A 26,862-nucleotide genomic window follows, 5' to 3' on the forward strand; every position below is an offset into this window, starting at 1 on the left:
AATCATAATCTTGGAAGCTAAATACACCGCTAATTTACCACAATACGCATACCTCGCCCAACAGGTACAAGCGCATGAAGCACAAGCTGCGCAAAAAGTAGGCCTATCGTTATGGCAATTAATGCAACGAGCTGGTGAGGCGTTATTCAGTTTGTTTGACGTCGAGTTTATTGATGCTGAACGAATCTTGATCTTGGCTGGAAAAGGCAATAATGCGGGGGACGCCTACTTGTTGGCCGCGCATTTACAGCAAACGGGCCGACAGGTTGTCGTTTACAGTGTGTTTCCTACTAGTTTATTGAAAGGTGATGCGTTGAAAGCCTACCAACACGCTAAATTATGTGAAGTTGAATTCAGTGCAGGTTGGCCTCAGCAACAAACGTTCGATGTCATTGTTGACGGCATATTTGGCACAGGGTTTAAAGGTGACTTAAGCGCTCCGCTTATCTCTATATTTAATCAATGCGAAAAAAGCACTGCAATAAAAGTGAGTATAGATGTCCCCAGCGGTGTCAATGCCAATTCATCAGAAGTTGCTATTGGTGCCTTTAAAGCAGATGTCACGCTGACTTTTATCGCTTTAAAGCAAGGCTTATTAACGGGTAAAGCGACGGCGCATTGTGGTCGACTCTATTTAGCTGAATTGGGAGTTGCAGAAGCGTTTGCAACGCTTGTTAAGCCGAGTGCCACTTACCTCAACCAAAGTGAACACCTTGCGAGAAGTCCAGCTAGAGGCAGTGACACTTACAAAAACCAATGTGGTCATGTGTTATTAATTGGTGGTGGGAAGGGGATGGCTGGTGCCATAAGGCTGGCTGCAGAGGCGTGCTTACGTTCAGGGGCAGGCCTTGTTAGTGTCGCAACGCATCCAGATAATGTTGCCATGGTATTACAAGGACGCTATGAGCTTATGGTGCATGGTCTTGAAAATAAAGCTGATTTATTGGCACTTATGGATAAAGCCGATGTCTTAGTGATAGGACCAGGACTTGGGCAATCTAGTTGGGCAAAGGAGCTATTTGATACTGCTATAGAGTTTGATGGTGAAGTAGTCTTAGATGCCGATGGCTTAAACTTACTAGCAAAGCGACCAAAAAAATTACCAAGGTGCGTCATTACACCCCATGAAGGAGAGGCAAGGCGATTATTAGGTGAGCATTGCAATATGTCTGCCCGCTTTGAGGTGGCGAAATTACTCCATGAAGAATATATGGCTTCAGTAGTATTAAAGGGGCCGGGCAGTTTGATATATGATGGCAATTGCACAGCAATTAACCGCTCAGGAACGCCAGCTATGGCCAGTGCTGGGATGGGAGACGTTTTATCTGGTATGATTGCTGCTTTAATTGCACAAGGGTTAGCCCAAAACACAGCTGCACAACTCGCGGTGTATATTCACGGATTCGCAGCGCAGATAGCTGCTAAAGACGGTGAAAAGGGGTTACTAGCCAGTGATTTATTCGTTTATATTCGACGTTTATTAGGATAAACATGCGTAATACGTTTACTTTATTGTTAGAGGATGAAACTGCCACCGTGAATATGGGGGGCAGGCTTGCTCAGGTTGTTCAACAAGGCGCGGTGATTTTTTTACATGGTGATCTAGGGGCAGGAAAAACTACTTTAACACGCGGCATTGTGCAGGGCTTAGGTCATATTGGAAAGGTTAAGAGTCCAACCTATACCCTAGTTGAGCCTTATGAATTATCGAATTGTTCGGTATATCATTTTGACTTGTATCGTTTGGGTGACCCTGAAGAGTTAGAGTATATGGGGATCCGAGATTATTTTGCACCGACAGCGATTTGCGTGATTGAATGGCCTGAAAAGGGTCACGGGTTTATTCCGACTCCCGATTTAAACATTACTATGCAGTACCAAGGGGAGCAAAGACAGATCAGCATTGAAACTGAGTCTGAACGAGGTATTGCGATACTAAACACATTACAAAACGATGAACAGTTTAAAAATAATTAAAATAATACAAGTAAGTCTCATCTTTTGCCTGTTACTGAGTGTATCGGCATGGGCAAAAAATAGCATCGAAGGGGTTCGGGTGTGGCCTTCACCCGAGAGTACCCGCGTTGTGCTTGATATGTCTGACAAACCCGACTTTAGCTACTTTATGCTGAAGAACCCGCTTCGTTTAGTGATTGACTTAGAAAACACAAAAAAGCATAACAAGCTGCCGACAATTCCGAAAGAGCATCGGGTGTTGTCTAAATTGCGTTACAGCAAACCTAAAAATACTAAAAGTACACGCCTAGTATTTGATTTAACACGTACTGCACGACCTGTTATTTTTGCTTTGGCACCTACAGGGCCTTATAAAAACCGTTTAGTGATAGATTTATATGGTAAGCAGAAAAGCTTAGAAGCGAACGATACTAAGAAAAAACGAGAACGGGTGACTGATCGAGACATTATTGTTGCGATTGATGCAGGTCACGGTGGCGAAGACCCAGGTTCAATTGGTCCTTCAGGCACCTATGAAAAAAATATAACGCTACCGATAGCCAAAAGATTGGCGAGAATGATAGATGCAGAACCAGGTATGCAAGCAAGGCTCACCCGTACTGGTGACTACTTTCTAAAGCTCAATACGCGTACTTCAAAAGCCAGACAAAAACGCGCTGACTTTTTTGTGTCTATTCATGCCGACGCATTTACTCGACCAGAACCTAACGGCACCTCTGTTTGGGTATTATCGCTTCGACGCGCGCAGTCAGAAACTGGTAAATGGTTGGAAGACAGAGAAAAGCACTCCCAACTACTAGGTGGTGCTGCTGATCTAATTAAAGATACAGCAAACGAACGCTATCTTGCGAAAGCGTTATTAGATATGTCGATGGATCACTCCATGAAGACGGGGTTTACCGTGGCGGAAGAAGTGGTAAGAGAGCTGAAAAAAGTTGCTAAACTGCACAAGAAAGCGCCTCAGTCAGCTAACTTTGGTGTTTTAAAATCGCCAGACATACCATCCATATTAGTTGAAACAGGGTTTATCTCGAATCCTAAAGAAGAAAAAATGTTAAAAACGGCACGTCACCAAGAGCGATTGGCGCGTGCAATTTTTAAGGCTATTCGCACTCATTATCAAAAGAACCCGCCAGATGACTCGCTATTTGCCCGCTTGAAAAAAAATAAACCTATGCAACATAAAGTAAAGCGAGGTGAGTCGTTAAGCTTGTTAGCGCAGCGTTATGGCACCACGGTATCGGCGCTGAAAAAGGCCAATAAACTTAGTAAAAATACCTTGTACATTGGCCAAGTATTAAAAATTCCTAAAGTGTAGGAGTTGCATGAGCATTGAAATTTTACCTGCCCGTTTAGCAAACCAAATTGCTGCGGGTGAAGTAGTTGAAAGGCCAGCCTCTGTTGTAAAAGAGTTAGTCGAAAATAGCATTGATGCGGGGGCGAACCGCATCACTATCGATATTGAACGTGGTGGCCACAAGCTGATCCGTATTCGCGACAATGGTCACGGTATTGTAAAAGATGAACTCACATTGGCGCTCTCTCGTCACGCAACCAGTAAATTAAAAAGCTTAGATGACCTCGAATGCATCTCATCTTTAGGGTTTCGTGGAGAAGCGCTGGCTTCAATTAGCTCTGTATCGCGTCTTACTTTAAGTTCAAAGCCTGCTGAACAAGAAACAGCTTGGCAAGCATTTGCTGAGGGGAGAGATATGGCTGTACAAGTACAACCGACCGCTCACCCCAATGGCACCACCATTGAAGTTAAAGATTTATTTTTTAACACCCCAGCTCGACGTAAATTTTTACGTACTGAAAAAACCGAGTTTAGCCACATTGATGAGCTGGTAAAACGCATTGCGTTAAGTCGTTTTGATGTGGCTATTACTCTGACTCACAATAAAAAAGTGGTTCGTCAATATCGTGCTAGAACGCCTGAACAGGGGACCGACAGAGTTGCACAAGTGGCAGGTAAAGCATTTGCAACCGACGCAGCATATATCGAATCCGGTGCAGAAGGCTTAAAACTATACGGTTGGGTACTACCGTGTGGAGACAATGGTAACTCACAATATACCTATGTAAATGGTCGTATGATGCGAGATAAACTTATTTTGCATGCGATACGACAAGCCTTTGAAGAGCAGATGGGGCAAATTGAATTGCCCGGCTTTGTGATTTATCTCGAATTAGACCCAAGGCAAGTGGATGTGAATGTGCACCCGGCCAAGCATGAAGTGCGCTTTCATCAAGCCCGTTTAGTTCACGATTTTATTGTACAAGCTGTGAAACAAGCGGTATTTATGCCAGAGCAAAGTAGTCTGAGTACAGGTATACAACCAGATTATGTCGAAGACGCCCAGCAGCAGAGCTATCGTTCAGAGCTGACCTCCGCATCTGAGCCTCTTGTATCAGTCCCTTCAGGGTTTGATTTTACGCCTAAACCAAGCCAATTTTCATCAAGTGCCGGGCAAAGTAGTAGGGCGAGTTCAGCTTCATACTCAGGGGGGCGTGCAACTGCAAACCAGAATACGACTGAGCAAACTCAGCATCAATATAATGCCAATGAGTTCTACCAAGCACTGACACCGCAAACTCAAACACCAGTATCTGCAGAGGCTTTTTCACTTGAAGGAAATGTTCCAAATACAGTGTGTGCAGAAGTCGATATGATGCCTTTGTCAGAGGGCATGCTGTTTGTTAAGAAGCAAAATCATATTCTGTTAAGTCATTATAAGTATGCTTTATTACCTTTATGGCTAGCTGATATTGAGCAAGATGCGGCATTGACTGGTAAGGCTTTATTGTTACCTGTTCGAGTAAATTTAGACTCTGTAAATAATCAAGCGCTTGAGAAGAACCAATCTTGGTTGACTTTACTCGGCTTTGATATTCAGTTTTTTGAAAAATACATTATGGTTAAAAAACTGCCTATCAATGTGTACAGCATAGATGTGGCTGAACTAATCAATCGCACGTTAGAGTGTTGTAAGAAAGAATTTAGTGATATTCGCCATTGGCTTGAGTGGTTATATGAGCAAACGCCAAGTAGTTATTTTGCCAGTGATAGCTTTGCGAGTTTACAAATAAAAATACAAAACAATACACAATGTCTTTCAGCAATACAGTCAAAAGCAGTTAAACTAGACAGTAATATGTTTAAAACAATTTTAGAACAAGGCGCACAGTGAGTAAGTTACCTGTCATTACCCTAATGGGGCCAACCGCCGCTGGTAAAACAGCATTGGCAATTGAGTTATGTCAGCATTTAGACACAGAAATAATTAGTGTCGATTCTGCGCTCGTGTATAAAGGGATGGACATTGGTACTGCGAAGCCCAATGCGAAAGAACTGGCGCAAGCGCCACATAAATTGATTGATCTGATCGATCCTAAAGAGAGTTACTCGGTTGCAGAATTTAGACGTGATGCCATTGAATGTATTGATGGGCTGCATGCGAAAGGTAAAGTGCCCATTTTAGTCGGTGGCACCATGATGTATTTTAAGGGATTAATAGAAGGCCTATCACCTTTGCCTGAAGCGGATGACAAAGTCCGTGCCCAGTTGGAAAAAGAAGCCAATGAACTTGGTTGGCCTGCACTTCATGCACTTTTGACTGAGGTTGACCCAGAAGCTGCTGCGAAGATCAGCGAAAATGATTCTCAGCGAATTAATCGTGCGTTAGAGGTGTATCGTTTAACGGGTAAAACCATGACAGAGTTGCAGCAGCAGAAGCAACCAGAATTACCTTATACGTTTCATCAATTCGCCATCGCCCCTTCTGACCGTAAAGTCTTACATGACAGAATCGAAAAAAGATTTAAAATAATGCTAGATCAGGGGTTTAAAAATGAAGTTTTGGCCCTATATCAGCGAGAAGACCTACATTTAGATTTACCGTCGATACGTTGTGTTGGATATCGACAAATGTGGGAACACTTAGCCGGCGAATACGATCACGATGAAATGTTATTTAAAGGAGTCGCGGCAACGAGACAACTCGCAAAGCGACAATTAACTTGGTTGAGGGGATGGCCAAACGTGACTTGGTTAGAGACTGATTCGCAAGAAAACTTGCAACGTGTTCTAACTTCGCTAAGCTATTAGTAGTTGATAAATCAAGCTGTTCGAGTTTTCTCAACAAAGAAAATATAATAACACCTAAAACGAAGGATAAGACAATGGCAAAAGGCCAATCTTTACAAGACCCATTTTTGAATGTACTACGTCGTGAACGCATTCCTGTTTCAATTTTTTTAGTTAACGGCATCAAATTACAAGGTAAGATCCAATCATTCGATCAATTCGTAATCTTACTTGAAAATACAGTGAACCAAATGGTTTACAAACACGCTATCTCAACAGTTGTGCCAGCTAGAGCAGTAAATTTCCAATCTGCACAAGGCGGTGATAACTCAGATAATTCTGGTAGCGAAGAAGGTAATTATTAATTTTTTAGGAGCGTAATGCTTGTTTGACCGTTATGAAGCCGGCGAACAGGCAATCTTAGTTCATATCGACTTTCAAAACGAAGGAGATCGAGAAGATCTCAGAGAGTTAGAAATGTTGGTATCTTCTGCTGGTGTTAGAAGTTTGGCGGTTGTGCAAGGCAGTCGCCAAGCACCACATGCCAAACTGTTTGTCGGAACTGGTAAAGCAGAAGAAATCGCTGAGATTGTCAAAATCCACAATGCAGATGTCATCATCTTTAATCACCAACTCAGCCCCTCTCAAGAAAGAAACCTAGAGAGTATCTGTAAGTGTCGTGTATTAGACAGAACGACGCTGATTTTAGATATTTTTGCTCAGCGAGCACGTACTCACGAAGGTAAGCTACAAGTTGAGCTCGCCCAGCTAAGACATATCTCAACGCGTCTGATCCGTGGTTGGACCCACTTAGAACGTCAAAAAGGCGGGATTGGCTTACGAGGTCCGGGTGAAACTCAGCTTGAAACCGATCGCCGTTTATTAAGAGAGCGTATAAAAAGTATACGTAAAAGGCTTGAAAAAGTAGCCACGGTTCGAGAGCAAGGTAGGCGTGCGCGTAGTCGAAACGAAGTACCTACTGTGTCTTTAGTGGGCTATACCAATGCGGGTAAGTCTAGCTTATTTAACTTTGTTACTGATGCCGAGGTGTATGCGGCAGATCAGCTCTTTGCGACACTTGACCCAACGCTTAGAAAGTTAGAAATTGACGATATTGGCCCTGTAATATTCGCTGATACTGTAGGTTTCATAAGACATTTACCACATGATTTAGTTGCTGCGTTTAAAGCGACACTGACTGAAACCCGTGAGGCAGATCTACAATTGCATGTGATAGATGTTGCTGACAATAGAAGAAAAGAGAACATAGAAGAGGTACAATCGGTTCTTAAGGAGATTGAAGCAGATGAAATTCCTCAGCTTTTAGTCTATAACAAGATTGATCTCTTAGAAGATGTTAAGCCAAGAATTGATTTTAACGACGAAGGTGTGCCAATTCGCGTGTGGTTGTCAGCACAAACTGGGGAAGGTACCGAGTTACTACTAGAGGCGATCTCTAAGCTACTGGCAAAGAAAGTGTTTGCTCACACACTTTGCGTACCACCTGCGTCAGGTAAATTACGTGGTTCGCTGTTTAATTTAAATGGCGTAAAGCAAGAAAACTATGATGAGCAAGGTAACTGGCTACTTGATGTACGTATCCCACAAGTTGATTGGGAAAGATTAAAAAAAGAACAAGGTGCAAATATCGAGCAGTTCATCGTTTCAGATTAAACAAAGACTGTTACGATTTTCTTCGCATAAAGATATAAGTCATGCGAGATATTTGTTAGATTTAACTTAATTCATTTTAGATAACAATGGAGTATAGCTATGGCCTGGAATGAGCCGGGTAAGAATGGCAATGATAACGATCCGTGGAAAAACCGCGGTGGTAAAGATCAAGGCCCACCCGATCTTGACGAAGTATTCCGTAAATTCGGCGATAAGTTTGGCGGTATTTTTGGCGGCAAACCTGGTGGTAGTAACGGTGGTTTAGGCGGTGCAGGTATTACCTTTGTATTGCTAATTGCTATCGTTGTTTGGGCTCTAAGTGGTATTTATACCGTGAAAGAAGCCGAGCGAGGCATTGTATTACAGTTTGGTAAATTCGACCGAATTGCAGAGCCAGGCTTACGTTGGAAGGCAACATTTATTGAACAAGTGATCCCAATCGACATCGAAGCAGTTCGTTCGTTATCTGCATCAGGTTTCATGCTGACTGAAGACGAAAACGTAGTAAGTGTTGAGTTCGAAGTCCAGTATCGTGTTGTAGACCCAACGCTATACCGCTTCAGCGTGACAGATGCTGATCACAGCTTACAGCAAGCACTTGATAGTGCACTTCGTTATGTTGTTGGTCATTCACGCATGGACCAAGTATTAACAACGGGTCGTGAAGTCGTTCGTCAACGTACATGGGATGAGCTAAATAAGATTATTGAACCATACAACCTTGGTTTAATCGTCACTGACGTGAACTTTAAAGATTCTCGTCCGCCAGCAGAAGTAAAAGACGCGTTTGATGATGCGATTGCTGCACAAGAAGACGAAGAGCGTTTCATTCGTGAAGCTGAAGCATACGAGAGAGAAATCGAGCCGCGTGCACGTGGTCAAGTTACTCGTATGACGCAAGAAGCTGAAGGTTACAAAGAGCGTATTATCCTTGAAGCACAGGGTGAAGTCGCACGATTCGAGCAACTTTTACCTGAGTATCAAGCGGCAAAAGAAGTAACTCGTCAGCGTCTTTACATTGATATGATGGAAGAAGTATTAGGTAGCAGTAGTAAAGTGTTGGTTGATGTGAAAGGTGGTAACAACATGATGTATTTACCGCTTGATAAGATCATGCAGCGCAGTGGTCAACAAGGCGCCATGACACTACCAAACGCGAACGACCTAAATCAATTACGCCAAACTTTAGGCCAGCAATCACGTAATAACAGTACTGTGAATAGCGCTAGAGATCGTTTTTCAAATGACAGATATAACAACAGTGGGAGATAAGCGTTATGAGAAATTTTAGTTCTATCCTCTTAATTGTTGCCGTGTTGATGTCATTCTCATCGGTGTTTGTTGTTAAAGAAGGTCAACGTGCGATTGTTTTACTATTCAGCAAGGTGCAAAAAGACAGTGAAGATACTGCGGTTGTATACGGCCCAGGTCTTCATTTCAAAGTACCTTTCTTTAGCCAAGTAAAGCAGCTTGATGCGCGTATTCAAACGCTTGACGGTGCACCAGATCGTTTCGTAACGAGTGAGAAAAAAGACTTAATTGTTGACTCATTTGTTAAATGGCGAGTGAACGATTTCAGTGCTTACTACCTGCGTGCGCGTGGTGATAAGCAATATGCTGAAACGCTACTTAAGCAAAAAGTGAATAACGGTCTGAGAACTAACTTTGGTAACCGTACAATCAAAGAGATTGTTTCTGGTGAGCGTAGTGAGTTAATGGCAGAAGCCTTGGTACAAGCATCTGAGAGTGCAACTGAGCTAGGTATAGAAGTTTTAGACGTTCGTGTAAAACAAATCAATCTACCTAACGAAGTGAGTGAGTCAATCTTCCGTCGTATGCGTGCTGAGCGTACTGCGGTAGCTAAAGAGCACCGTTCTGAAGGTCAAGAAAAAGCTGAAACAATTCGTGCAGAAGTTGATCGTCGCGTGACGGTTATGCTTGCTGATGCTGAGCGTAATGCGCGAAGCGTACGAGGTGAAGGCGATGCAACAGCGGCTAAGATCTACGCTGATGCATACAATAAAGACGCGGAATTTTTCGGTTTCGTTCGTTCTTTAGAAGCATATAAGAAAACCTTCAATAACAAAGGCGATGTTATGGTGCTATCACCAGACAGCGAGTTCTTTGACTATATGAAGGATGCGAAAGGCGCGAAGTAATTAAATAGCGCTCGTATTTCTTAATTAAAAAGCCCTGAAATTTTCAGGGCTTTTTTGTTGCATTTCAAAACATTGTTTTATTCGCGCTCACAGTACAGAAAAAATACCACTTTTACGGTTATCTTCGTTGTCATTTTCTGGTAAAATCCTCGCCTAATTTTTTCTAAGTGATATTGCAATGGGTAAAAACGTCGTTGTACTAGGCACCCAATGGGGTGACGAAGGTAAAGGTAAAGTAGTTGATCTACTAACAGATAAAGCTTCTCTTGTTGTGCGTTATCAAGGTGGCCACAACGCGGGTCATACTTTGGTGATCAATGGTGAGAAAACAGTTCTACACTTAATTCCGTCAGGTATTTTACGTGACAACGTTAAGTGTGTAATTGGTAATGGTGTTGTATTAGCACCTGACGCGTTAATGAAAGAAGTGGGTATGCTTGAAGAGCGTGGCGTACCAGTTCGTGAACGTCTTCTTATCAGTGAAGCATGTCCTCTAATCTTACCTTACCACGTAGCATTAGACCAAGCGCGTGAGCTAGCGCGTGGTGAAAAAGCGATTGGTACAACTGGTCGTGGTATCGGTCCTGCATATGAAGATAAAGTGGCTCGCCGCGGTCTTCGTGTTGGTGATCTATTCAACCCAGAGCAGTTTGCTGCAAAACTTAAAGAAATTCTTGAGTACCATAACTTCACATTAGTTAACTACTACAAAGTAGACCCAGTTGACTTCCAGAAGACTTATGACGATGCAATGGCTGTTGCTGATATCCTAAAAGCAATGGTTGTAGATGTAACTGAGCTACTTGACCAAACACGTGAAGCAGGCGACAACATCTTATTTGAAGGTGCTCAAGGTACACTTCTTGATATCGACCACGGTACATACCCATATGTAACGTCGTCAAACACAACCGCTGGTGGTGTTGCGACGGGGGCAGGTTTCGGTCCACTTAACCTAGATTATGTACTTGGTATCGTTAAAGCTTACACGACGCGTGTAGGTTCAGGTCCTTTCCCTACAGAGCTTTACGATGGTCTTGATAAGCAAGATCCAGTAGGTAAGCACTTAGGTGACAAAGGTCATGAGTTCGGCGCGACTACAGGTCGTTTACGTCGTACTGGTTGGTTTGATGCTGTTGCAATGCGTCGCGCTGTACAGATCAACTCAATTTCAGGCTTCTGTTTAACTAAACTAGACGTACTTGATGGTGTTGAAACAATCAAGATCTGTACTGGTTACCAGTTAGAAGATGGCACAGTAACAAACGTTACACCACTTGCAGCTGAAGGCTACGAGAAAGTAACACCTGTTTACGAAGAAATGCCAGGTTGGTCTGAAAATACATTCGGTGCAACGTCAGTAGAGCAGCTTCCTGAAGCGGCTATCAACTACATCAAGCGTATCGAAGAAATCACAGGCGTACCAGTAGATATCATCTCTACAGGTCCTGACCGTATCGAAACAATGATTGTTCGTAACCCATTTGGTGCGTAATTCAATCTTGTTTAAAAAAAGCTGCTTCGGCAGCTTTTTTTGTGCCTGAATCTTTTCGTGCTGTTTAACTTTGGTATATTTATTGAATGATCTGAGCGTCATTTATGTGGGTGAGTGTTTATGTTTCAAAAGCGTCATTTAATCGGCTTACTATTAGCCAGTATCAGTCAATTCTCTTTCGCACAGCCGGAAGAGTTAAAAGCCGTGCCGCTTTATACCCAAGCTGAATTAATTGAGTTAATTAAAAAGAACCAGCATTTAAAACGAGTCAAAGACGATGAGTGTCAGCTCGTACAAGATATCGAAGCACGTGCAGAAACCATGGCGTTGCCCTCGTATCAATTTTTGTATGGTGATATGTTGGCCTATGCAGTGTGTGTGGAGCGCAACGTTGAGCTTGGCTTATATTATATGAAACAAGCTGCAGAGCAGGGCTTAGCCTCAGCGCTGGAGCAGTTAGGCAGGTATTATGATGTGGGGCAGCTTGTACAAGCTGATAAGGCAATGGCCATTACTTATTTGCGTGAAGCTGCAGCGCAAGGCGATTTAAAAGCACAAATGCGTTTAGTGCGCTTATTCAATGAAGGCCATGGCAGTCCAAGAGATTATGAAGACGCTTATCGATGGCTATTTCACTCTGTTGTAGCTGACAAAAAAGTTCACAAACAGATAGAGCAAGCATTGACGAACCTAGCTAAAAAGATGCCTGAGAGTGTGGTTCGTAGAGCAAGGTTACCAATGTAAAATTGGTAACCAGACTCAATTTGCTGTTAACTCACAGCCTCAGATTCATTTTGCAGGTATGGATCTTTCAGCACACTCATCTTGGGTGGTTGCAAGGCAACAATTTTATCCCCTTCTTTTGGCACATACTTTTGCTCACTCACAAATGGCCGGATTTCAATTTTCTCATCATCTTTGGCATTTTCTTCGATAATGAATAGGGGCAGAGCCTCTTTATTTACTTCTTGATATTTTTGCCAATCGAACTCTTCTGTAAGCTTAGTTGCGCTGATCTTGCCACCTTTCGAGATTAGGCTACTAAGTTTGGCAAAGCTACCTTGTTCACCAAATAAAATTTGGCGAGATAAAAAAGTCGCACTGTCTTTGTTTGCTTTTGCATGGTTAGTTGAGGAGCGCAGTGAAAATACACTTTGCTCATTTAATAAATGAGAGAAGTATTGAACACCAAGCGCATTATGATGACGGTTAGGAGATAAGGCTAGCACCTTATTAAGTTGAGTCATGGGCAAGTAACGTTCTGCATGCTCGGATTGCGGGTTGCCGTAATAACATTGCAGACCATCCATGCGTGCCATTTTACAGTTTTCCCAGGCAGGATCTGATAAATGCACACTGATATTTTGCTCTTGCAAGCCTTTACCTATTGCTCGTGCAACATGATTAGCACCAATAATTAGTAATGTATTTGGACTTGGCTGACGAACACCTAAAAATTTAGCGAAAGGTGTGGCAGTTAAGCTTTGCAGTACCACGGTGACTATGATGACAGTGAAGATCAGCGGCACGATTTTTTCGGCATCAGGAATGCCTTTTTCAATCATGCTTAACGCAAAAACAGAGCCTACTGCAGCAGCAACGATCCCCCGTGGGGCAATCCACGATAACAGTACTCGAGATTTAAACGATAAGTCTGAATTAAACGTTGAAACTGCGATACAAATTGGGCGTGCAACGAAAAGTACAATGGCGATAAAGACTAGGGTATTTAAACCTAGCAGCATAAGGTCATTAATTTCTAGCCTTGCAGCGAGGAGGATAAACAGACTAGAGATTAAGATCATCGATAAGTCTTCTTTAAACTCTAGTACAGAATCAATTTCTAGGTCGTCTTGATTAGCCAACCAAATACCAAACACAGTGACTGCCAATAAACCTGACTCATGGCTTAAATGGTTTGAAAGCGTAAAACTGAATAAAACGAGTGCTAAAATACCAAACTTATGTAGTTCATAAGGCAACCACTCTTTTCTTATCAATAGGGTAGTGAGCCAGCCACTTATGATACCAATGCCAAGTCCAACGCCGAGAGTTGAGAATAGGGCCCACATGGTGTGGCCTAATACCTCGCCACTGCCAACCAGACTGACAGCTTCAAAGACGAGTACCGCGAATAATGCGCCGATAGGATCGATCACAATGCCTTCCCACCTCAATACACGGTCTATGTCTTGATTCGGTCGCATGGCATTAAGCATAGGCGCAATGACGGTTGGGCCTGTTACAACCAGTACAGCACCTAAAATAGCCGCGACGCGCCAATCTAGTTGTAAAACATAATAACCAGCTAAAGCAATAATGATAAAGGTCGCGAGCATACCTATTGAGCAGAGGTTACGAACAATTTTACCTATGCCTTTTAATTCTCGAAAATGTAAGGTCAGTGCGCCTTCAAAAAGAATAATCGCAACGGATAAAGACACGACAGGGAAGAGTAAATCACCCAGTAAAAGGTCAGGGTCGAGCTGGCCGGTAACAGGACCAAGTAATAGGCCAACTAATAAAAGAAAGAGAATAGCAGGAACTTTAAAGATCCAAGCTAACCATTGTGCAAAGACTGAAAAAACGGCAATTCCAGCAATATAAATAGCTGACATGCACTCTCCTATCATGTAGCCATACGTGAATATGACTATCTAGTTACTGTAATACCACTCCAAAAATAAAAAACTTATTAAAAGGAGCGTTATAAAACAAATATATAACGATTTACAAAGTAATTGTCAGTTAATTTTTTTGGCTAAAGACACTCTGTGCTAACCAGCACAAAGCTATAAAGCCATTTAGTTAAACATAGACCTGATTAGGAGAATATGTACTTAAAATGAAGAAATAATGAAGGTGGAAAGTGGTGGAGCTAAGCAGGATCGAACTGCTGACCTCCTGCGTGCAAGGCAGGCGCTCTCCCAGCTGAGCTATAGCCCCACATTCCAGTTTGGATACGCTGAGAAATTTATATTTTTTTTATTTCTCCGTCAATACTGGCGGTAAAAAAATCACAAAGTTTTTGTACGCTTTGTTACACTGACAGTCAAAATAATAAGCATGTTAGTCAGTTTACTATGTTGAAACTCCCTTTTCTGTTCGTACTTATGACGATTTTTTTGTCTGGATGTGTAACAAAGCCTGATGAGCCTTTTAAGGTTGCAGATCAAACATTACACACACGCCTGGCTGATAACGGCTCAAAATTATTTGCCTTCATTGTGACCGTTGAGAAACAAGCTCGGGTGAAGTTAGATACTCGAAAAGAGATCTCACGTACTGAGTTTAAGATGTTTTTAAATGAAGAGCATATCGAAGACTCTCCTGCATTAAAGTTAGCCTTGGAAGAGCGTGCGGTACAGCTTCTAAAAACGGCTCTAGACGAGCAGGATTATTGTCAGCAAGGTTATGATATTGAAGAGGTGTATTGGAAAGAGCGCAAGGTTCAGCTAAGAGGTCAGTGTCGTGACTGAAGTTAATAAGTTAACTGAGTTAGAGAGCTTATTTAAACAATTGAATCTCAATGCAATAAAATACCAACACCCGCCTTTAAACACGTGCCAAGATGCAGATGAACTTAATCTCAATCGGGCTGGTGAAAGAATAAAAAACCTATTTTTACGAGATAATTACGGTAAGCGACATTTCCTATTGTTGGTACCTGCTGATTATCAGGTAGATTTAAAAGCGTTGTCTAAACAGCAACAGTTATCGCGATTGGGGTTTGCATCATCTCAACGGTTAGTTAAATATCTAGGTGTTAAACCGGGCTGCGTTTCGGCATTAGCGGTTTTCAACGATACTGAACAAGTTGTTACTATATGGGTAGAATCAAGTCTATGGCAGGCTGAGCAATTTCAGTGTCACCCGTTTTTCAATGATCAGACTTGGGTGTTAAACAAAGCGGATTTAGAGCGTTTTTTTGAGTACACAGGTCATGCGCCTCAAGTCATAGACGTGCCTTGTTTGTAGTTAGCAAGGCATGCAATAAGCCCAAGTGAGCAGCAAACTAATAAACAAGTCAAAAACGCGATATAGCCATATTCTTCAAAGATGAACCCAGGTAGGAATGACCCGAGTGCGCCACCGCTATAATAAAAAGATACATATGCACCGTTAGTCACCGAAGCGGGTGCGGTACTAATTTTGTTTGCTAACGGCGCTGCGGTTGCATGTATAACGAACATACAACCACAGAAAAGAGTAAAGCTGATAATAAATAAGCTCAATATATGACTTGTAAGCATGATGTGGCTTAGACAATATAAAATGAACATCAGGCTCAGTAGTGCCCAAGCGTTTTTAACTTTTTTATTAAGCCATGGTGTGCATACAGACAAAATTGCTCCGACCAAATAGCCCGTGTAAATAAAACCAATTTCTTTATTATCAGAAATGCCGTATTGGCTTTGTACAATAAAGGGTAAAAAGTTTAGCAATGCTGCAAAGCAAAAAAACATAAAAAATACCGCAACGAATAGGCGTAATAGGGCAGTATCTTTTAAATGCACCAAATGCAGCCAGGGCTTTATTTTTTGTTTAGTATTTTCTTCTTTTTTGAGTTGTTTAGGAATGATTATCGCAAGGACAACTAAGCTCACACTAACTAAGTAGAAAAAGTTCTGCCACTGCCAAAATGCGGCAAAGTTTGCAGCAAGCATCCTACCCAAGTAACCCCCAATAATTGAACTACCAATATACAGGGTCATATTTTTCTGTAATGCATCACCTTGAAAAGTTGTGCCGATATAACTTGTCATGCCTATAAGGGCTGCGGGTAACGTGAGTCCTTGAATAAGTCTGCAAATTAATAGTCCTGAGAAGTAATCTGAATAGGCAAAAAGTAAGTTACTTGCAGCAAGGATTAATAAGGCGATACGCAAAATTGACAATGGGTTGAACTGGCTCAGCATAACACCGTAGCAAAGTGGTGCGATGGCGAGTGGGATCATAGTCACTGTCATTAATGCGCCACTGTTTGCAATTGAAACATCATATAGCTCAGAAAAAATAGGTAACAGAGGCTGAGGGGCGTATAAGACTAAAAATGTACAGACAGAGCAAAGCAGTAATTTAAATAATGACATGGTGTCTGATACCCAAAACAGCGCAAATAAGAAATTAATGTGCTAAACCTTAATAGGCTAATTAAAAATAAAGTTAAATTGCAGAGCATGTTAATGCACGAAACGCGTTAAGTTTAAAGCTTTATCAATTAGTTGGTAATTTTTTGCGCTAAATCACACTTTATTTGCTTTACTTTAGTTAGATTGCAGTTGCACCTCTCTTTGTCGTGTCGTGCATCTGAGTTAATATATTGGGAATTGTATTTTCATGGAGTTGCAGCATGGGTTCTCTACAAGACCAATTACTAAAAGCAGGTTTGACGACTGAGCATAAAGCCAAAGTTGCTAAAACCGAAAAACGTAAAGCACAAAAGAAGAAAAAGAAAAAAGGCGCGACAAGTGATCAATCTGACTTACAAAAGCATATTGAACAAACAAAACTTGAACAGCAGCGAAAAGCCGAAGAGCTAAATCAAGCTAAGCAAGCAGAGTTAAAAGAGCGCGAGCAAGTTGCGCGTGTTAAGCAAATTTTAGAGCACCACAACCAAGACGAAATTCGTGGTGAAGTTACATTCAACTTTACTTACGACAATAAAGTAAAAGAGTTGGATGTGAACGAGCAAACTAAACAAGCCCTATCAAAAGGCCGTTTAGCAATTTGTGTTCTCGAAGATAAGTTTTATGTACTTCAAGACGAGCCAGCACGTAAGATCGCTGAAGTTGACGAAAAATACATTGTTTTCCATGTTGCTGACGACACATCAGAAAGCGATGAAGACGACCCATATGCGGGTTATGAGATACCAGACGATCTAACTTGGTAAAGTCGTTATTGGGGCAAGTAAAGAATTCATATAGTCACACAAGAAGAGAAAATTATGAGTAAAGTAAAATATCTGGTTTTAGGTGCAGGCATTGCGTTCACTGCATTTGCAAACAATGCAGAAGCTGCAGATGGTAAAGCGTTATACACGGCAAAAATGTGCCAAACATGCCATGGTGCTGAAGGTAAAGCGCCTATCATGGACGCATACCCTAAAATCAATGGTCAAAACAAAACATATCTACTTAACCAAATGAAAGACATTAAATCTGGCGCGCGCGCTAACGGTATGTCTATGGCAATGAAAGCGATGGTTGCAAATGTATCTGACGCTGAGCTAGAAGCGATTGCTGATTATCTATCAAAAGTTAAGTAATCCACATTGGATTATGAAAAAACCACCGCATGTCGGTGGTTTTTATTTTATTGAACATCGAACAAGAGTCATTTAGACTTCTAAACTTCTAAATTGGCTGGTTGAGCCAAGTTAATATTTTAAGGCAAATTATGTTTGAACTACCAAAACTCAACTTAAAAGACAAAGTCAGCGAACAAGAATGGCAACTTCGTGTTGATTTGGCTGCGTGTTACCGTCTAGTTGAGCATATGCGTTGGGGTGATTTAATTTACACGCATATGTCTGCGCGTTTACCGGGTACAGATCATTACTTGGTGAATGCATTTGGTTTGAGTTTTGATGAAGTGACAGCATCTAATTTAGTGAAGGTCGACTTACAAGGTAATATTTTGGATGACACGCCATTCGAAATAAATCCTGCTGGGTTCACCATTCACAGCGCTATTCATGAAGTAAGAGAAGACGCACACTGCGTGATCCACTTGCATACAAAAGAAACCATTGCTGTTGCCAGCCTTGAGTGTGGCCTATTGCCATTGAGCCAACATTCTATGTTCTCATTACCCTCTCTGTCTTATCACGATTATGAAGGCTTAGCGGTGAATGAAGACGAAAAAGCGCGCTTGCAGAATGATTTAGGTACTACCAATCATATGTTGTTAGTTAATCACGGTGGTTTGACAGTGGGTCCAACTGTGGGTGATGCCTTTATGCGTTTTTATGATTTACAGCGCGCTTGTGAAATTCAAGTCGCGATTCAAGCGACGGGCCAAAAAGCCGTGCCTGTGCCTCAACCAATCATTGACAATATTTATAATCAAGCAAATGTCGTTCATAGCGGTAGCACAGGTGGTCAGTTAGCCTGGCCTGCAATGCTGAGAAAAGCGTACCGCCTTGATCCTAGTTTTGCTGAATAGGAGCTAACATGAAAGTAACTCGCGTCGAAGTTTTTGATATCCATTGTCCAGACAGACCAGCTTGGACTCCAGTTTTTGTTCGTATTCATACTGATGAAGGTATCAGCGGGGTAGGTGAAGCCGGTCTTGCTTATGACTTAGGTCACAGTGCGGCAGCGAGTATGATCAAAGAAATGGCAGAAGCCTTTCTTATCGGTCATGACCCATTCCAAACAGAAATGCTTTGGTCACGTATGTTACGTGAAAGTTTCTGGGGATTAGGTGGTGGTCCTGTAGTTTATGCTGCGATGAGTGCTATTGATACTGCACTGTGGGACATTAAAGGCAAAGCATTAAATCTGCCTGTTTATCAACTTCTTGGTGGTAAAGTAAACCCAGAGCTTCGCACCTATGCGTCACAATTACAGTTTGACTGGGATGATGAATTCAAAGCCCTTGTGCAACCTCATGAATATGCAGAAGCAGCACACAAAGCGATTGCTGAAGGATACGACGCGGTTAAAGTTGACCCGATTCAGTATGATAAAGACGGTAATACGTATTATGACCGTACTAAACTGATCTCACGTGCTGAAATGAAGTTATACCGTGCGCGTATGGCGGCTATTCGTGAAGCGGTAGGGGACGAAGTGGACATTATTTTTGAGTGTCATAGTTTGCCAGGTGCTACATCAGCCATTCAAATTGGTGAAATTGCAGAAGAGTTCGACTGTATGTACTACGAAGAGCCAGTGAATTACTTAAACCACTCGTTACACGCGAAAGTTGCCGATAAAGTAGCAGTGCCAATTGCAGGTGGTGAGCGTTTATATAACCGCTGGGGGGTGCGCCCATATTTAGAAGATCAAAGCATTGATGTATTACAGCCAGACATTGGCTTGTGCGGTGGCTTCACTGAAACGAAGAAGGTGTGTGATTATGCAGATATCTTCGATGTTCGTATTCAAGCACACGTATGTGGTGGCCCTGTTGCAACGGCTGCGTCACTTCATTTAGAAACAGCTATTCCTAACTTCTTAATTCATGAGCACCATACTTATGCGATCAAGAAATGGAACCGTGAGTTATGTATTCAAGATCCACAGCCTAAGAATGGTGTATTCAAAGTCTCAGAAGCGCCAGGTATCGGTATTGAGCTAAATGATGAAGTGGTTATGCGTTCAACACGTGTTGAAATCAAATAACGCGTTAAAAGTTTAAACTAAAAAGGGTCACATTTTAGTGACCCTTTTTTATGGAGTTAGCTAATTACCTTGAAGAGAGTTAACTAAACTTAGCCATCTCATGCTCAAGGTCTTTTGTTAATCCTTTAATGCTGTCTGTTGCGCTATGAGCATGGTGAGATACATTCGCTGTTTGTGCCGCAGTATCAGAAATGGTGACCACTCGCTGAGCGGTATCTTCACCAGCTGCAAGCTGCTCTTTGGCTGCATGGGCGATTTGGTGGCTCATCTGCGAGATAGCGCCTAGTGAGTTGGCAACCATCTGTAAAGCATCACTGGCATCTTTAGACATCTTCACGGTTTTTTCAGACGTTTCTACGCTTAAGCTCACTGAGTTTTTAGCCTCTTGTGTCGCAGATTGAAGATTACCAATCATGGTATGAATTTCTTCAGTGCTTGATTGGGTTCTTTGTGCTAATTGGCGAACTTCATCAGCTACTACAGCGAACCCTCGGCCTTGCTCCCCCGCTCTGGCTGCTTCGATGGCCGCATTTAACGCAAGTAAATTAGTTTGCTCTGCAATGCTTTGAATAACACTAAGTACATTCGCAATATTCTTAACTTCGTCATCTAGAATGCGAATATTATTACCTGCACTGTCGATTTGCTGTTCTAATAGCGCGATTGCTTGTGCCGCTTCAGACGTTTGCTTATCAGCATTTTGACCTTGCTGCTCGGCTTCTTGTACGGAGTAGGCTGCCTGCTCGGCATGTTCAACAACGGTTTGCGCCGAGGCTGTCAGTTCAGTAATGGCCGAAGCAACCATTTGGGTCTCTTCACTTAAGCTGCGGGTAAGTTGCTCTAATTCTTCGGAACGAGCTTCACCATCATGGCTTTGTGATTGCAGTTCAGTACTCACATGTTGGATACCATCGACAACGCCTTTTAAGCCTTGCTGCATATATTGCATGGCGGCAATGATACTCTCTTCATTGGCATTGTTGGTGTTAATGTCTGTACTTAGATTACCGCGAGATACACGTTTCACAATTGAAAGCACAGTATCGAGTTCTGCGCCCAGTTTATTAGATAGACCTAAGCCAAACCTAGCCAAAGCAAAAGCTAAAGCAGTTGCAATGATAAGAGATATAGCTAAAAGCCACTGAGCAGTATTCCAATAGCGTTCACTGACTTCTTTCATACTAATACCGGTACCAATATACCAGCCGAAGCGAGATGTTTTTTGTACAACAGACGTAAGGTCGACAACCTCTCCCTCACGAACAGAGTCCCAGTGGTAGGTGATAATACGATTGGTTTTGTTACCGACTAACCTTTTTACTTTCTGGCCTATGCTTTGACCGCTGACATCTTTAAAATCGTTAAAGCTGGTACCCTGTAATTCAGGGTCATGTGGGGTTGCAATAAAGTCGAGTTTCTCGTTCACCACATACACATATTCAGAATCGTGATATTTATTTTCCCGAAGCATTTCGGTGGCTAACTTCTTAGCTTGCGCTTCATCTAGTTCGCCTGTGGCAACATAATGTTCAAACTGTTCAACAATGTTGACCGTGCTTTTCATGAGTTGATTTATGCGTGCAATGTTATCTGTTTCACTTGCGTGGCGAAGCGCTTGCAAACCAAACACTGCGACCACTAAAAGCGAGATGAAAATTGCCGCAGTAAATAAAATTATTTTTATTCTTAAGGTGATACCTGACAGCACGACGGACTCCTAACTTAGTTTAGTCTTTCATGTCTATCATGATTATAGGGTAGATGTTAAGCGAGGATTGTAAAAATGCAGGATTAATGATGTGATATTTTTTCATAAACCCTGCATGTTTATATGGTTATTAGCGAATGAGTTGAACTTCCTGTTCATTTAAAGCGCGGTATTCACCTGGTGCAAGCGTTTCATCTAACTCGATACCACCAATATTTTCTCTATGTAATTCAACAACTTTATTTCCAACTGCTGCGAGCATACGTTTTACTTGGTGGTATTTACCTTCGCAAATAGAGAGCCTTAAGCTGTAAGTCGCTAAGCGCTCTGCTTTTGCAGGTAAAGTTGCATCTTTTTCACCATGTAGCATTACACCTTCCTCTAATTGAGACAGCATTTCATCACTGATAGGCTCTAGGGTTTCTACCAAATAAGTTTTAAATTTCTGTTGCTTAGGTGAGGTAGCTTTATGCGACCAATCGCCATCATTGGTGATGAGAACTAAACCTGTGGTATCTATGTCCAAACGACCCGCAACATGAAAGTTTTTTAAGTTGGGCTCATCAAGTAAATCGAACACGGTGGCGTGCATTTCGTCATTATTGGCACAGATATAATCTTGTGGTTTGTTTAGCATATAGTAGCGCAAGCCTAGATAAGCTATATGTTCGCCTTGCCATTCAACATGGTCATCTTGTGAGATTGGATGATCAAACTTAGTGATCTGCTCTCCATTCACTACAGCATTACGTTTTTTTATACCCGCTTTGACTTTGGTGCGGGGTAACTCTTTTATATGGCTAACGAACTTATCTAATCGGCAAGGAAATTTCATGTTAAATCACTTTTGTAATGCATTGTAATGGCATTATACGAAAGCCGATATTTTAAATCAGTTCTTTCTGTATACTTCAGGCAATAAATCGTAAACATGGACACTGAGTTGATAGTCACAGCCCAGTAAATCTTCTAAAGCAAACAGTAAGGTTTCACTGAGGAACTGCTTTTTCTCAACTTCACGTCCCGCCATGATATGGGCTTGAACATGGACAAATCCTGCTTTGCCATTACCAAGCTGAAAATGTTGAAAACTATTCGCTCGGGTCTTTACTGTCGTTAAATCAAATAGTGCTGTGCCAATTGCTGCTTGATGAATGGTTGCGACCAGTTCTTCGGTCTGTATATGTAAGTTGTCTGAGTGCTCAATGATAAAGTGCGGCATAGATGACTTCGCTCGTTAATTATGCGTAAATAACGCAATGTTATGTGAATATAGATGTATTGTCAGATGTTTTTAAAACGTACGCTCGGCGCTATTGTGATCACTGCAGGCTTAATGGGTTGTAGTGATGACGCCGCTAAAGTCAGTTTAGGTTTATTTACCACCAAAGATGTGGTGGTTAAAGCGAAGCAAGACCCTATTGTAACAGGCGTGACTTGTCATATAAGTCATATAGAAGCGGATTTAGATTTTTCTGATCCTTCTGATATGTCAATTGCCTGTCGACAAACGGGCCCGATTACTGCCGAGCAGTTACAGCAAATAGATTTATCAAAAGATGGTGAAGTGGTTTTTAAAGCCTCTAAAAGTATTTTGTTTAAATCATTAAAAGTGCGTCGTATTTACGATGCCGATACGCAAACCTTGCTGTATTTGTCTTATTCAACTAAAGAAACCAGTGGAAGCCACCATCATGCTTTATCGAGCGTACCTTTATATAACACTCAGGCTTGGAATTGGACTAACAAAGAAAAATAAATATGTTGTCGTTATTTAAAACAAAACCCCTTGTATCAAAAGAAGAAGAAAGTTGGTTAATCGATGCCTTTATTTGGGCATGTGATAACTTTGATGGCCAATACTTCTTAGAGCATACACAAGTGATTGAGCCAACAGGGCAGTTTTTCCCTGATCAGGTTTCAAGTGTTGAGCAGATGGCACAAACCGTGTTTAAGCGCGTACGTGATTACGCAGGCTTACAAGTATGGCCTGTGCAACTGGTAAACCCGAATCAAATGATGCCTCAGCAGATTGCGCCGTTTCAATTTGTCGCCTCTAATCGTGGAGCGGATGCGCAGATCGTTAACCCGCCCAGTATCCCAATGAGTTTGTCTTATAACCCAAACCAGATTAACCAGCCGCAAGACCTTGTTGCGAGCTTGGCAGGAAGTTTAGCTTTGATGATGGTTTATCAAAAAGGCGTTATGCCGCCGGGTGGGAAAGAGCAGATTCCTGCAGCCAGTGATGCATTGGCGTGTTATTTAGGATTTGGCGTGATGATGAGCAATACCGTCTATCAGTTTAAAGGTGGTTGTGGCTCTTGTTATAACCCTTATGCCAACAGGCAAGCGGCGCTTACTGAACCTCAGACGGTGTTTATGCATGCACTGATCTGTCATTTTAAGCCGCAAGTTGATGGTAAGAAGCATCTAAAATCTCATTTGCGTAGTATGTATAAACAGGCGCAAAAGCAAATAAAAGCGTTATTAAATGAATCAGCCAACCCGTATTTGTTAGCGTTAGAAGAGAAGCGCCATGCTCAGTTATCTTGATGAATTTTTGTTAATCGCTATTGCGCATTTTTTTGCGGTGGCAAGTCCAGGGCCTGATTTTGCCATTGTACTCAAACAGAGTATTCAACAAGGGCGTAATAACGCTTTATGGACTAGCGCAGGTGTTGGGTTAGGGATATTCGTTCACGTCGCATATTGTTTATTAGGAGTGGCTTTAGTGCTAGCAAATTCTCCTGAGTTATTTACTATTTTAAAATATGTTGCGGGCGCATACTTGGCTTATATGGGTGTGCAAGCGCTCAGAGCAAAACCGGCATCTGGTGATGACAATATAGATAACGTCGAGCGTGTTCAGGCTGAATCAGCGTTTATAGCATTCAAACGTGGTTTTTTAGTCAATGCACTGAACCCTAAAGCGACTTTATTCTTTATGTCATTATTCACGCTTGTTATTGCGCCAACAACGCCTACTTCAGTACAAGCGATATACGGTCTTTATATGGCGTTGGCTACTTGGGCATGGTTCTCTTTTTTAAGTATGGTTTTGAGTCGGCAATCTGTGCGTGCCTTTTTTCATCGAGCAGGGCATTGGTTTGATAGAGGCATAGGTGTTGTGCTGATTGCCTTAGCAATTCGAGTGGTGGTGTAGCAATGACAAAGAATCACATTAATTTTGCCTATGGCTCGAATATGTCTACCTCTAGGCTATTTGCGCGTTTACCCAATGCTGAATTACTCGGTGTAGGCACTCTACATGCTTATCAATTAACGTTTGATATGCTTTCAACCGACGGTTCAGCAAAGTGCAATATTGTGCCAGCAAATCAGCGCGAGGTGTTTGTGCACGGTGTGCTTTATGCATTAGATGACAAAGAACTTGCGAAACTAGATGAAATTGAAGGTGCGCGATACGACCGTGAAGCGGTCGAGATTGTCCGTCCTTGCGGAGAAATACTCATCGCTCAGAGTTACATTGCGAATACTTTTATAGATACACATTTACCTTTTGATTGGTATGTCGAGCACGTTCTAAAAGGCGCGCAAGAGCATCAATTTAAATCTGATTATATAACTCAAATCTCAGCACAAGCATCGCAAAGCGATAGTAATCTTGAACGCGCTGCTAGAGAATGGGCCATCCACAAATTATAAAAGAACAACAATAAGGGACATTATGAAACTCAAGGCATTATTTTCAGCCATGTGTTTAGTGGCAGCGACAAGCGGCTTCAATGCATTTGCACAACAAGTTGAGCCACAAGACGTGGAGCAAGCTGTCAACGACGCTATGTCGCAATTTAACATACCGGGTATTGCTATTGCAGTGGTAGAGAATGACAAAGTTGTGTTAGCAAAAGGCTTTGGAGTACGTCACCTCGAGTCAAAAGCGCCAGTTAATGCGAATACGTTATTTGGTATTGCCTCTAACTCTAAAGCGTTTACCGCTGCAGCGTTGGCTATGCTGGTTGATGAGGGAAAAATCTCTTGGGATGATAAAGTCATCAAGCATATTCCTGAGTTTAAATTACATGATTCATATGCCACGCGAGAAATGACCATTCGTGATTTATTAAGTCATCGCAGTGGTTTAGGGTTAGGCGCCGGTGATTTGATGATCTGGCCAGATACCAATAAATCAGTACCTGAGCTTATTGAGGGTATCAGCCATTTAAAACCGGTTTCGAGCTTTCGTAGTCAATACGCTTATAACAACTTGATGTTCGTGATGGCCGGTGAAGTGGTTGCCCGTGTAAGCGGTTTAAGTTGGCAAGAGTTTGTCGAGCAAAAAATGATGAAGCCGCTTGAAATGACCACATCTCGCGCTGGCTTTTCTCGTATTGATAAAGCAAATCAAAACTGGGCTACAGGTCATATTCCAATGGAAGGTAAATTAACCCCTTTCTTTGTGAATTATCTAGAAGATTTTCGTGGTGCAGGCGCCATTGCGTCTAACGTTAATGAAATGAGTCAGTGGTTATTAACACAGCTTGATGGCGGCAAAATGCCAAATGGCAAGCAATTGTTTAGCGCTGAACAGCAAGTACAAATGTGGCACCCGCATATTATGCGTGTGGCGTCTAAAAATGCCTTTGAAGCGTATCGCCAGCAATTTAGAGGGTATGGTTTAGGTTGGTCGATTGAAGATTATAACGGCTTCAAAAAGGTCGGTCACGGTGGTGGTATTTTGGGTATGGTGTCGCAGGTTGCGATGATCCCAGAGAAAAAGCTAGGTGTAGTAGTTTTATCTAACCAGCAAGCTTATCCCGCATTAACGGCTATCATCAATGAAGTGTTTGAAGATGCGTTAGGTCTTGAAGATCAAGATTATGTTACAAAAGCGGCTGAGCGCTTCCACAAAGGTAAAAAAGAAGCTTATGCCAAAGCTGGAGCGGTGAAGCTTGAGCAAGTTCAACCTGCGTTACCGGTAAAAAATTATACAGGCACGTTAACCAGCGATTGGTATGGTGATGTGATTGTCGAGTATGTGGCAGATGAACTGCGTATTGATTTTACCCATACTAAAATGCTTAAAGGTAAACTAGAGCACCACACTGGTAATACTTTTATTGTGCGTTGGGATGACGCACTATTAGAGGCAGATGCATACATTCATTTTGAAATGGATAACGCACAGCGAGTAAAGTCAGCGAGTATGGAATATGTGAACCCGCACATTACTGATTTTAGTTTTGATTTCCATAACTTGGATTTAAAAGCCAAACGCGCAGAGTAGCGTTTAGCTTTTAGTAGTTTTGGGCCCGACTAAGTTAACTTAGCCGGGCTTTTTTGTATTAGCATTGATATAAGTTTAACCTTCTAACTAGCACCAAAGTCGCAAAGGCGTTATAAGATAGTTTTGTTAAACTGAATGTGAATTTTCTTGGCAAGGAATC

The 26,862-nt window shown here is 42.0% G+C and carries 27 protein-coding genes and 1 tRNA gene; 22 read left to right on the forward strand and 6 right to left on the reverse strand.

What is annotated here, in order from left to right; genetic code table 11:
- The first annotated feature begins 10 nt into the window (after positions 1-10).
- The 11 genes from AC1HJP_RS16010 (at position 11) to AC1HJP_RS16060 (ending at position 12,136) form a co-directional block, all read left to right on the forward strand.
- Positions 11-1,489: an NAD(P)H-hydrate dehydratase gene (locus tag AC1HJP_RS16010; RefSeq protein WP_480362660.1), complete on the forward strand. Its 1,479-nt coding sequence runs from the start codon at positions 11-13 to the stop codon at positions 1,487-1,489.
- Positions 1,490-1,491: 2 nt separating this feature from the next.
- Positions 1,492-1,977, forward strand: coding sequence for a tRNA (adenosine(37)-N6)-threonylcarbamoyltransferase complex ATPase subunit type 1 TsaE (tsaE, locus tag AC1HJP_RS16015; protein WP_480362661.1), 486 nt, complete (start codon positions 1,492-1,494; stop codon positions 1,975-1,977).
- Complete coding sequence (locus AC1HJP_RS16020; RefSeq protein WP_480362662.1) at positions 1,955-3,295, forward strand: N-acetylmuramoyl-L-alanine amidase; 1,341 nt, start codon at positions 1,955-1,957, stop codon at positions 3,293-3,295. Before tsaE ends, AC1HJP_RS16020 begins: the two co-directional genes overlap by 23 nt.
- 7 nt (positions 3,296-3,302) lie before the next feature.
- Positions 3,303-5,168 carry a DNA mismatch repair endonuclease MutL gene (gene mutL, locus AC1HJP_RS16025; RefSeq protein ID WP_480362663.1) on the forward strand — a complete coding sequence of 622 codons (1,866 nt, stop codon included), beginning with the start codon at positions 3,303-3,305 and terminating at the stop codon, positions 5,166-5,168.
- A gap of 23 nt (positions 5,169-5,191) precedes the next feature.
- Positions 5,192-6,085, forward strand: coding sequence for a tRNA (adenosine(37)-N6)-dimethylallyltransferase MiaA (miaA, locus tag AC1HJP_RS16030; RefSeq protein ID WP_480362707.1), 894 nt, complete (start codon positions 5,192-5,194; stop codon positions 6,083-6,085).
- 74 nt (positions 6,086-6,159) lie between these two features.
- Positions 6,160-6,429: an RNA chaperone Hfq gene (gene hfq / locus AC1HJP_RS16035; RefSeq protein WP_130254041.1), complete on the forward strand. Its 270-nt coding sequence runs from the start codon at positions 6,160-6,162 to the stop codon at positions 6,427-6,429.
- A 19-nt stretch (positions 6,430-6,448) separates the two neighbouring features.
- Entirely contained in the window at positions 6,449-7,738 is a 1,290-nt protein-coding gene (gene hflX, locus AC1HJP_RS16040; protein ID WP_480362664.1) for a ribosome rescue GTPase HflX, read from the forward strand.
- Between the two features lie 99 nt (positions 7,739-7,837).
- Complete coding sequence (hflK, locus tag AC1HJP_RS16045; protein WP_138478014.1) at positions 7,838-9,010, forward strand: FtsH protease activity modulator HflK; 1,173 nt, start codon at positions 7,838-7,840, stop codon at positions 9,008-9,010.
- A gap of 5 nt (positions 9,011-9,015) precedes the next feature.
- Positions 9,016-9,897 (forward strand): protease modulator HflC, encoded by an 882-nt coding sequence (hflC, locus tag AC1HJP_RS16050; protein ID WP_138478016.1) that lies wholly within the window; start codon positions 9,016-9,018, stop codon positions 9,895-9,897.
- A 178-nt stretch (positions 9,898-10,075) separates the two neighbouring features.
- A complete protein-coding gene (locus AC1HJP_RS16055) occupies positions 10,076-11,392 on the forward strand; it encodes an adenylosuccinate synthase (protein WP_058030976.1) in 1,317 nt (438 codons plus the stop codon).
- A 120-nt stretch (positions 11,393-11,512) separates the two neighbouring features.
- Entirely contained in the window at positions 11,513-12,136 is a 624-nt protein-coding gene (locus AC1HJP_RS16060) for a tetratricopeptide repeat protein (RefSeq protein ID WP_480362665.1), read from the forward strand.
- 26 nt (positions 12,137-12,162) lie between these two features.
- On the opposite strand, the gene AC1HJP_RS16065 is transcribed toward AC1HJP_RS16060, so the two are convergent.
- On the reverse strand, positions 12,163-14,010 hold the full coding sequence (locus tag AC1HJP_RS16065; RefSeq protein WP_480362666.1) for a cation:proton antiporter: 1,848 nt from the start codon (positions 14,008-14,010) through the stop codon (positions 12,163-12,165).
- A 252-nt stretch (positions 14,011-14,262) separates the two neighbouring features.
- Positions 14,263-14,338: transfer RNA gene (locus AC1HJP_RS16070), tRNA-Ala, on the reverse strand.
- 167 nt (positions 14,339-14,505) lie between these two features.
- Between AC1HJP_RS16070 and AC1HJP_RS16075 the strand changes: the two genes are divergently transcribed.
- Entirely contained in the window at positions 14,506-14,871 is a 366-nt protein-coding gene (locus AC1HJP_RS16075; RefSeq protein ID WP_480362667.1) for a hypothetical protein, read from the forward strand.
- A complete protein-coding gene (locus tag AC1HJP_RS16080) occupies positions 14,864-15,370 on the forward strand; it encodes a prolyl-tRNA synthetase associated domain-containing protein (RefSeq protein WP_480362668.1) in 507 nt (168 codons plus the stop codon). The genes AC1HJP_RS16075 and AC1HJP_RS16080 overlap by 8 nt, the downstream gene beginning before the upstream one ends.
- Here AC1HJP_RS16080 and AC1HJP_RS16085 read toward each other — a convergent pair.
- Entirely contained in the window at positions 15,343-16,485 is a 1,143-nt protein-coding gene (locus AC1HJP_RS16085) for an MFS transporter (RefSeq protein WP_480362669.1), read from the reverse strand. The genes AC1HJP_RS16080 and AC1HJP_RS16085 overlap by 28 nt on opposite strands.
- 260 nt (positions 16,486-16,745) lie before the next feature.
- Here AC1HJP_RS16085 and AC1HJP_RS16090 point away from each other — a divergent pair, with 260 nt between their 5' ends.
- The 4 genes from AC1HJP_RS16090 (at position 16,746) to AC1HJP_RS16105 (ending at position 19,746) form a co-directional block, all read left to right on the forward strand.
- A complete protein-coding gene (locus AC1HJP_RS16090; RefSeq protein WP_480362670.1) occupies positions 16,746-17,288 on the forward strand; it encodes a DUF2058 domain-containing protein in 543 nt (180 codons plus the stop codon).
- A gap of 54 nt (positions 17,289-17,342) precedes the next feature.
- Positions 17,343-17,663: a c-type cytochrome gene (locus tag AC1HJP_RS16095; protein ID WP_058030971.1), complete on the forward strand. Its 321-nt coding sequence runs from the start codon at positions 17,343-17,345 to the stop codon at positions 17,661-17,663.
- Positions 17,664-17,794: 131 nt separating this feature from the next.
- Positions 17,795-18,562, forward strand: coding sequence for a class II aldolase/adducin family protein (locus AC1HJP_RS16100; protein WP_390442217.1), 768 nt, complete (start codon positions 17,795-17,797; stop codon positions 18,560-18,562).
- Positions 18,563-18,570: 8 nt separating this feature from the next.
- Entirely contained in the window at positions 18,571-19,746 is a 1,176-nt protein-coding gene (locus AC1HJP_RS16105; RefSeq protein WP_480362671.1) for a mandelate racemase/muconate lactonizing enzyme family protein, read from the forward strand.
- Between the two features lie 79 nt (positions 19,747-19,825).
- Here AC1HJP_RS16105 and AC1HJP_RS16110 read toward each other — a convergent pair whose 3' ends face one another.
- The 3 genes from AC1HJP_RS16110 to AC1HJP_RS16120 all read right to left on the reverse strand — a co-directional run bounded on the left by AC1HJP_RS16110 (position 19,826) and on the right by AC1HJP_RS16120 (position 22,676).
- Positions 19,826-21,454: a methyl-accepting chemotaxis protein gene (locus AC1HJP_RS16110; protein ID WP_480362672.1), complete on the reverse strand. Its 1,629-nt coding sequence runs from the start codon at positions 21,452-21,454 to the stop codon at positions 19,826-19,828.
- Positions 21,455-21,584: 130 nt separating this feature from the next.
- Entirely contained in the window at positions 21,585-22,289 is a 705-nt protein-coding gene (locus AC1HJP_RS16115; RefSeq protein WP_480362673.1) for a pseudouridine synthase, read from the reverse strand.
- A 57-nt stretch (positions 22,290-22,346) separates the two neighbouring features.
- Positions 22,347-22,676, reverse strand: coding sequence for a 5-carboxymethyl-2-hydroxymuconate Delta-isomerase (locus tag AC1HJP_RS16120; protein WP_475162769.1), 330 nt, complete (start codon positions 22,674-22,676; stop codon positions 22,347-22,349).
- A 66-nt stretch (positions 22,677-22,742) separates the two neighbouring features.
- Between AC1HJP_RS16120 and AC1HJP_RS16125 the strand changes: the two genes are divergently transcribed.
- Genes AC1HJP_RS16125 through AC1HJP_RS16145 form a run of 5 tightly spaced genes read left to right on the forward strand, consistent with a single transcriptional unit; the run spans position 22,743 to position 26,702 of the window.
- Positions 22,743-23,213, forward strand: coding sequence for a CreA family protein (locus AC1HJP_RS16125; RefSeq protein WP_480362674.1), 471 nt, complete (start codon positions 22,743-22,745; stop codon positions 23,211-23,213).
- A gap of 2 nt (positions 23,214-23,215) precedes the next feature.
- On the forward strand, positions 23,216-24,007 hold the full coding sequence (locus tag AC1HJP_RS16130) for a hypothetical protein (protein WP_480362675.1): 792 nt from the start codon (positions 23,216-23,218) through the stop codon (positions 24,005-24,007).
- Positions 23,991-24,617, forward strand: a complete 627-nt coding sequence (locus AC1HJP_RS16135) for a LysE family translocator (protein WP_480362676.1) — start codon at positions 23,991-23,993, stop codon at positions 24,615-24,617. Before AC1HJP_RS16130 ends, AC1HJP_RS16135 begins: the two co-directional genes overlap by 17 nt.
- Before the next feature lie 2 nt (positions 24,618-24,619).
- A complete protein-coding gene (locus AC1HJP_RS16140) occupies positions 24,620-25,120 on the forward strand; it encodes a gamma-glutamylcyclotransferase family protein (RefSeq protein WP_480362677.1) in 501 nt (166 codons plus the stop codon).
- Positions 25,121-25,142: 22 nt separating this feature from the next.
- Entirely contained in the window at positions 25,143-26,702 is a 1,560-nt protein-coding gene (locus AC1HJP_RS16145) for a serine hydrolase (RefSeq protein ID WP_480362678.1), read from the forward strand.
- Positions 26,703-26,862 lie beyond the last annotated feature (160 nt).

The organism is Pseudoalteromonas sp. NFXS53, from assembly GCF_056629255.1.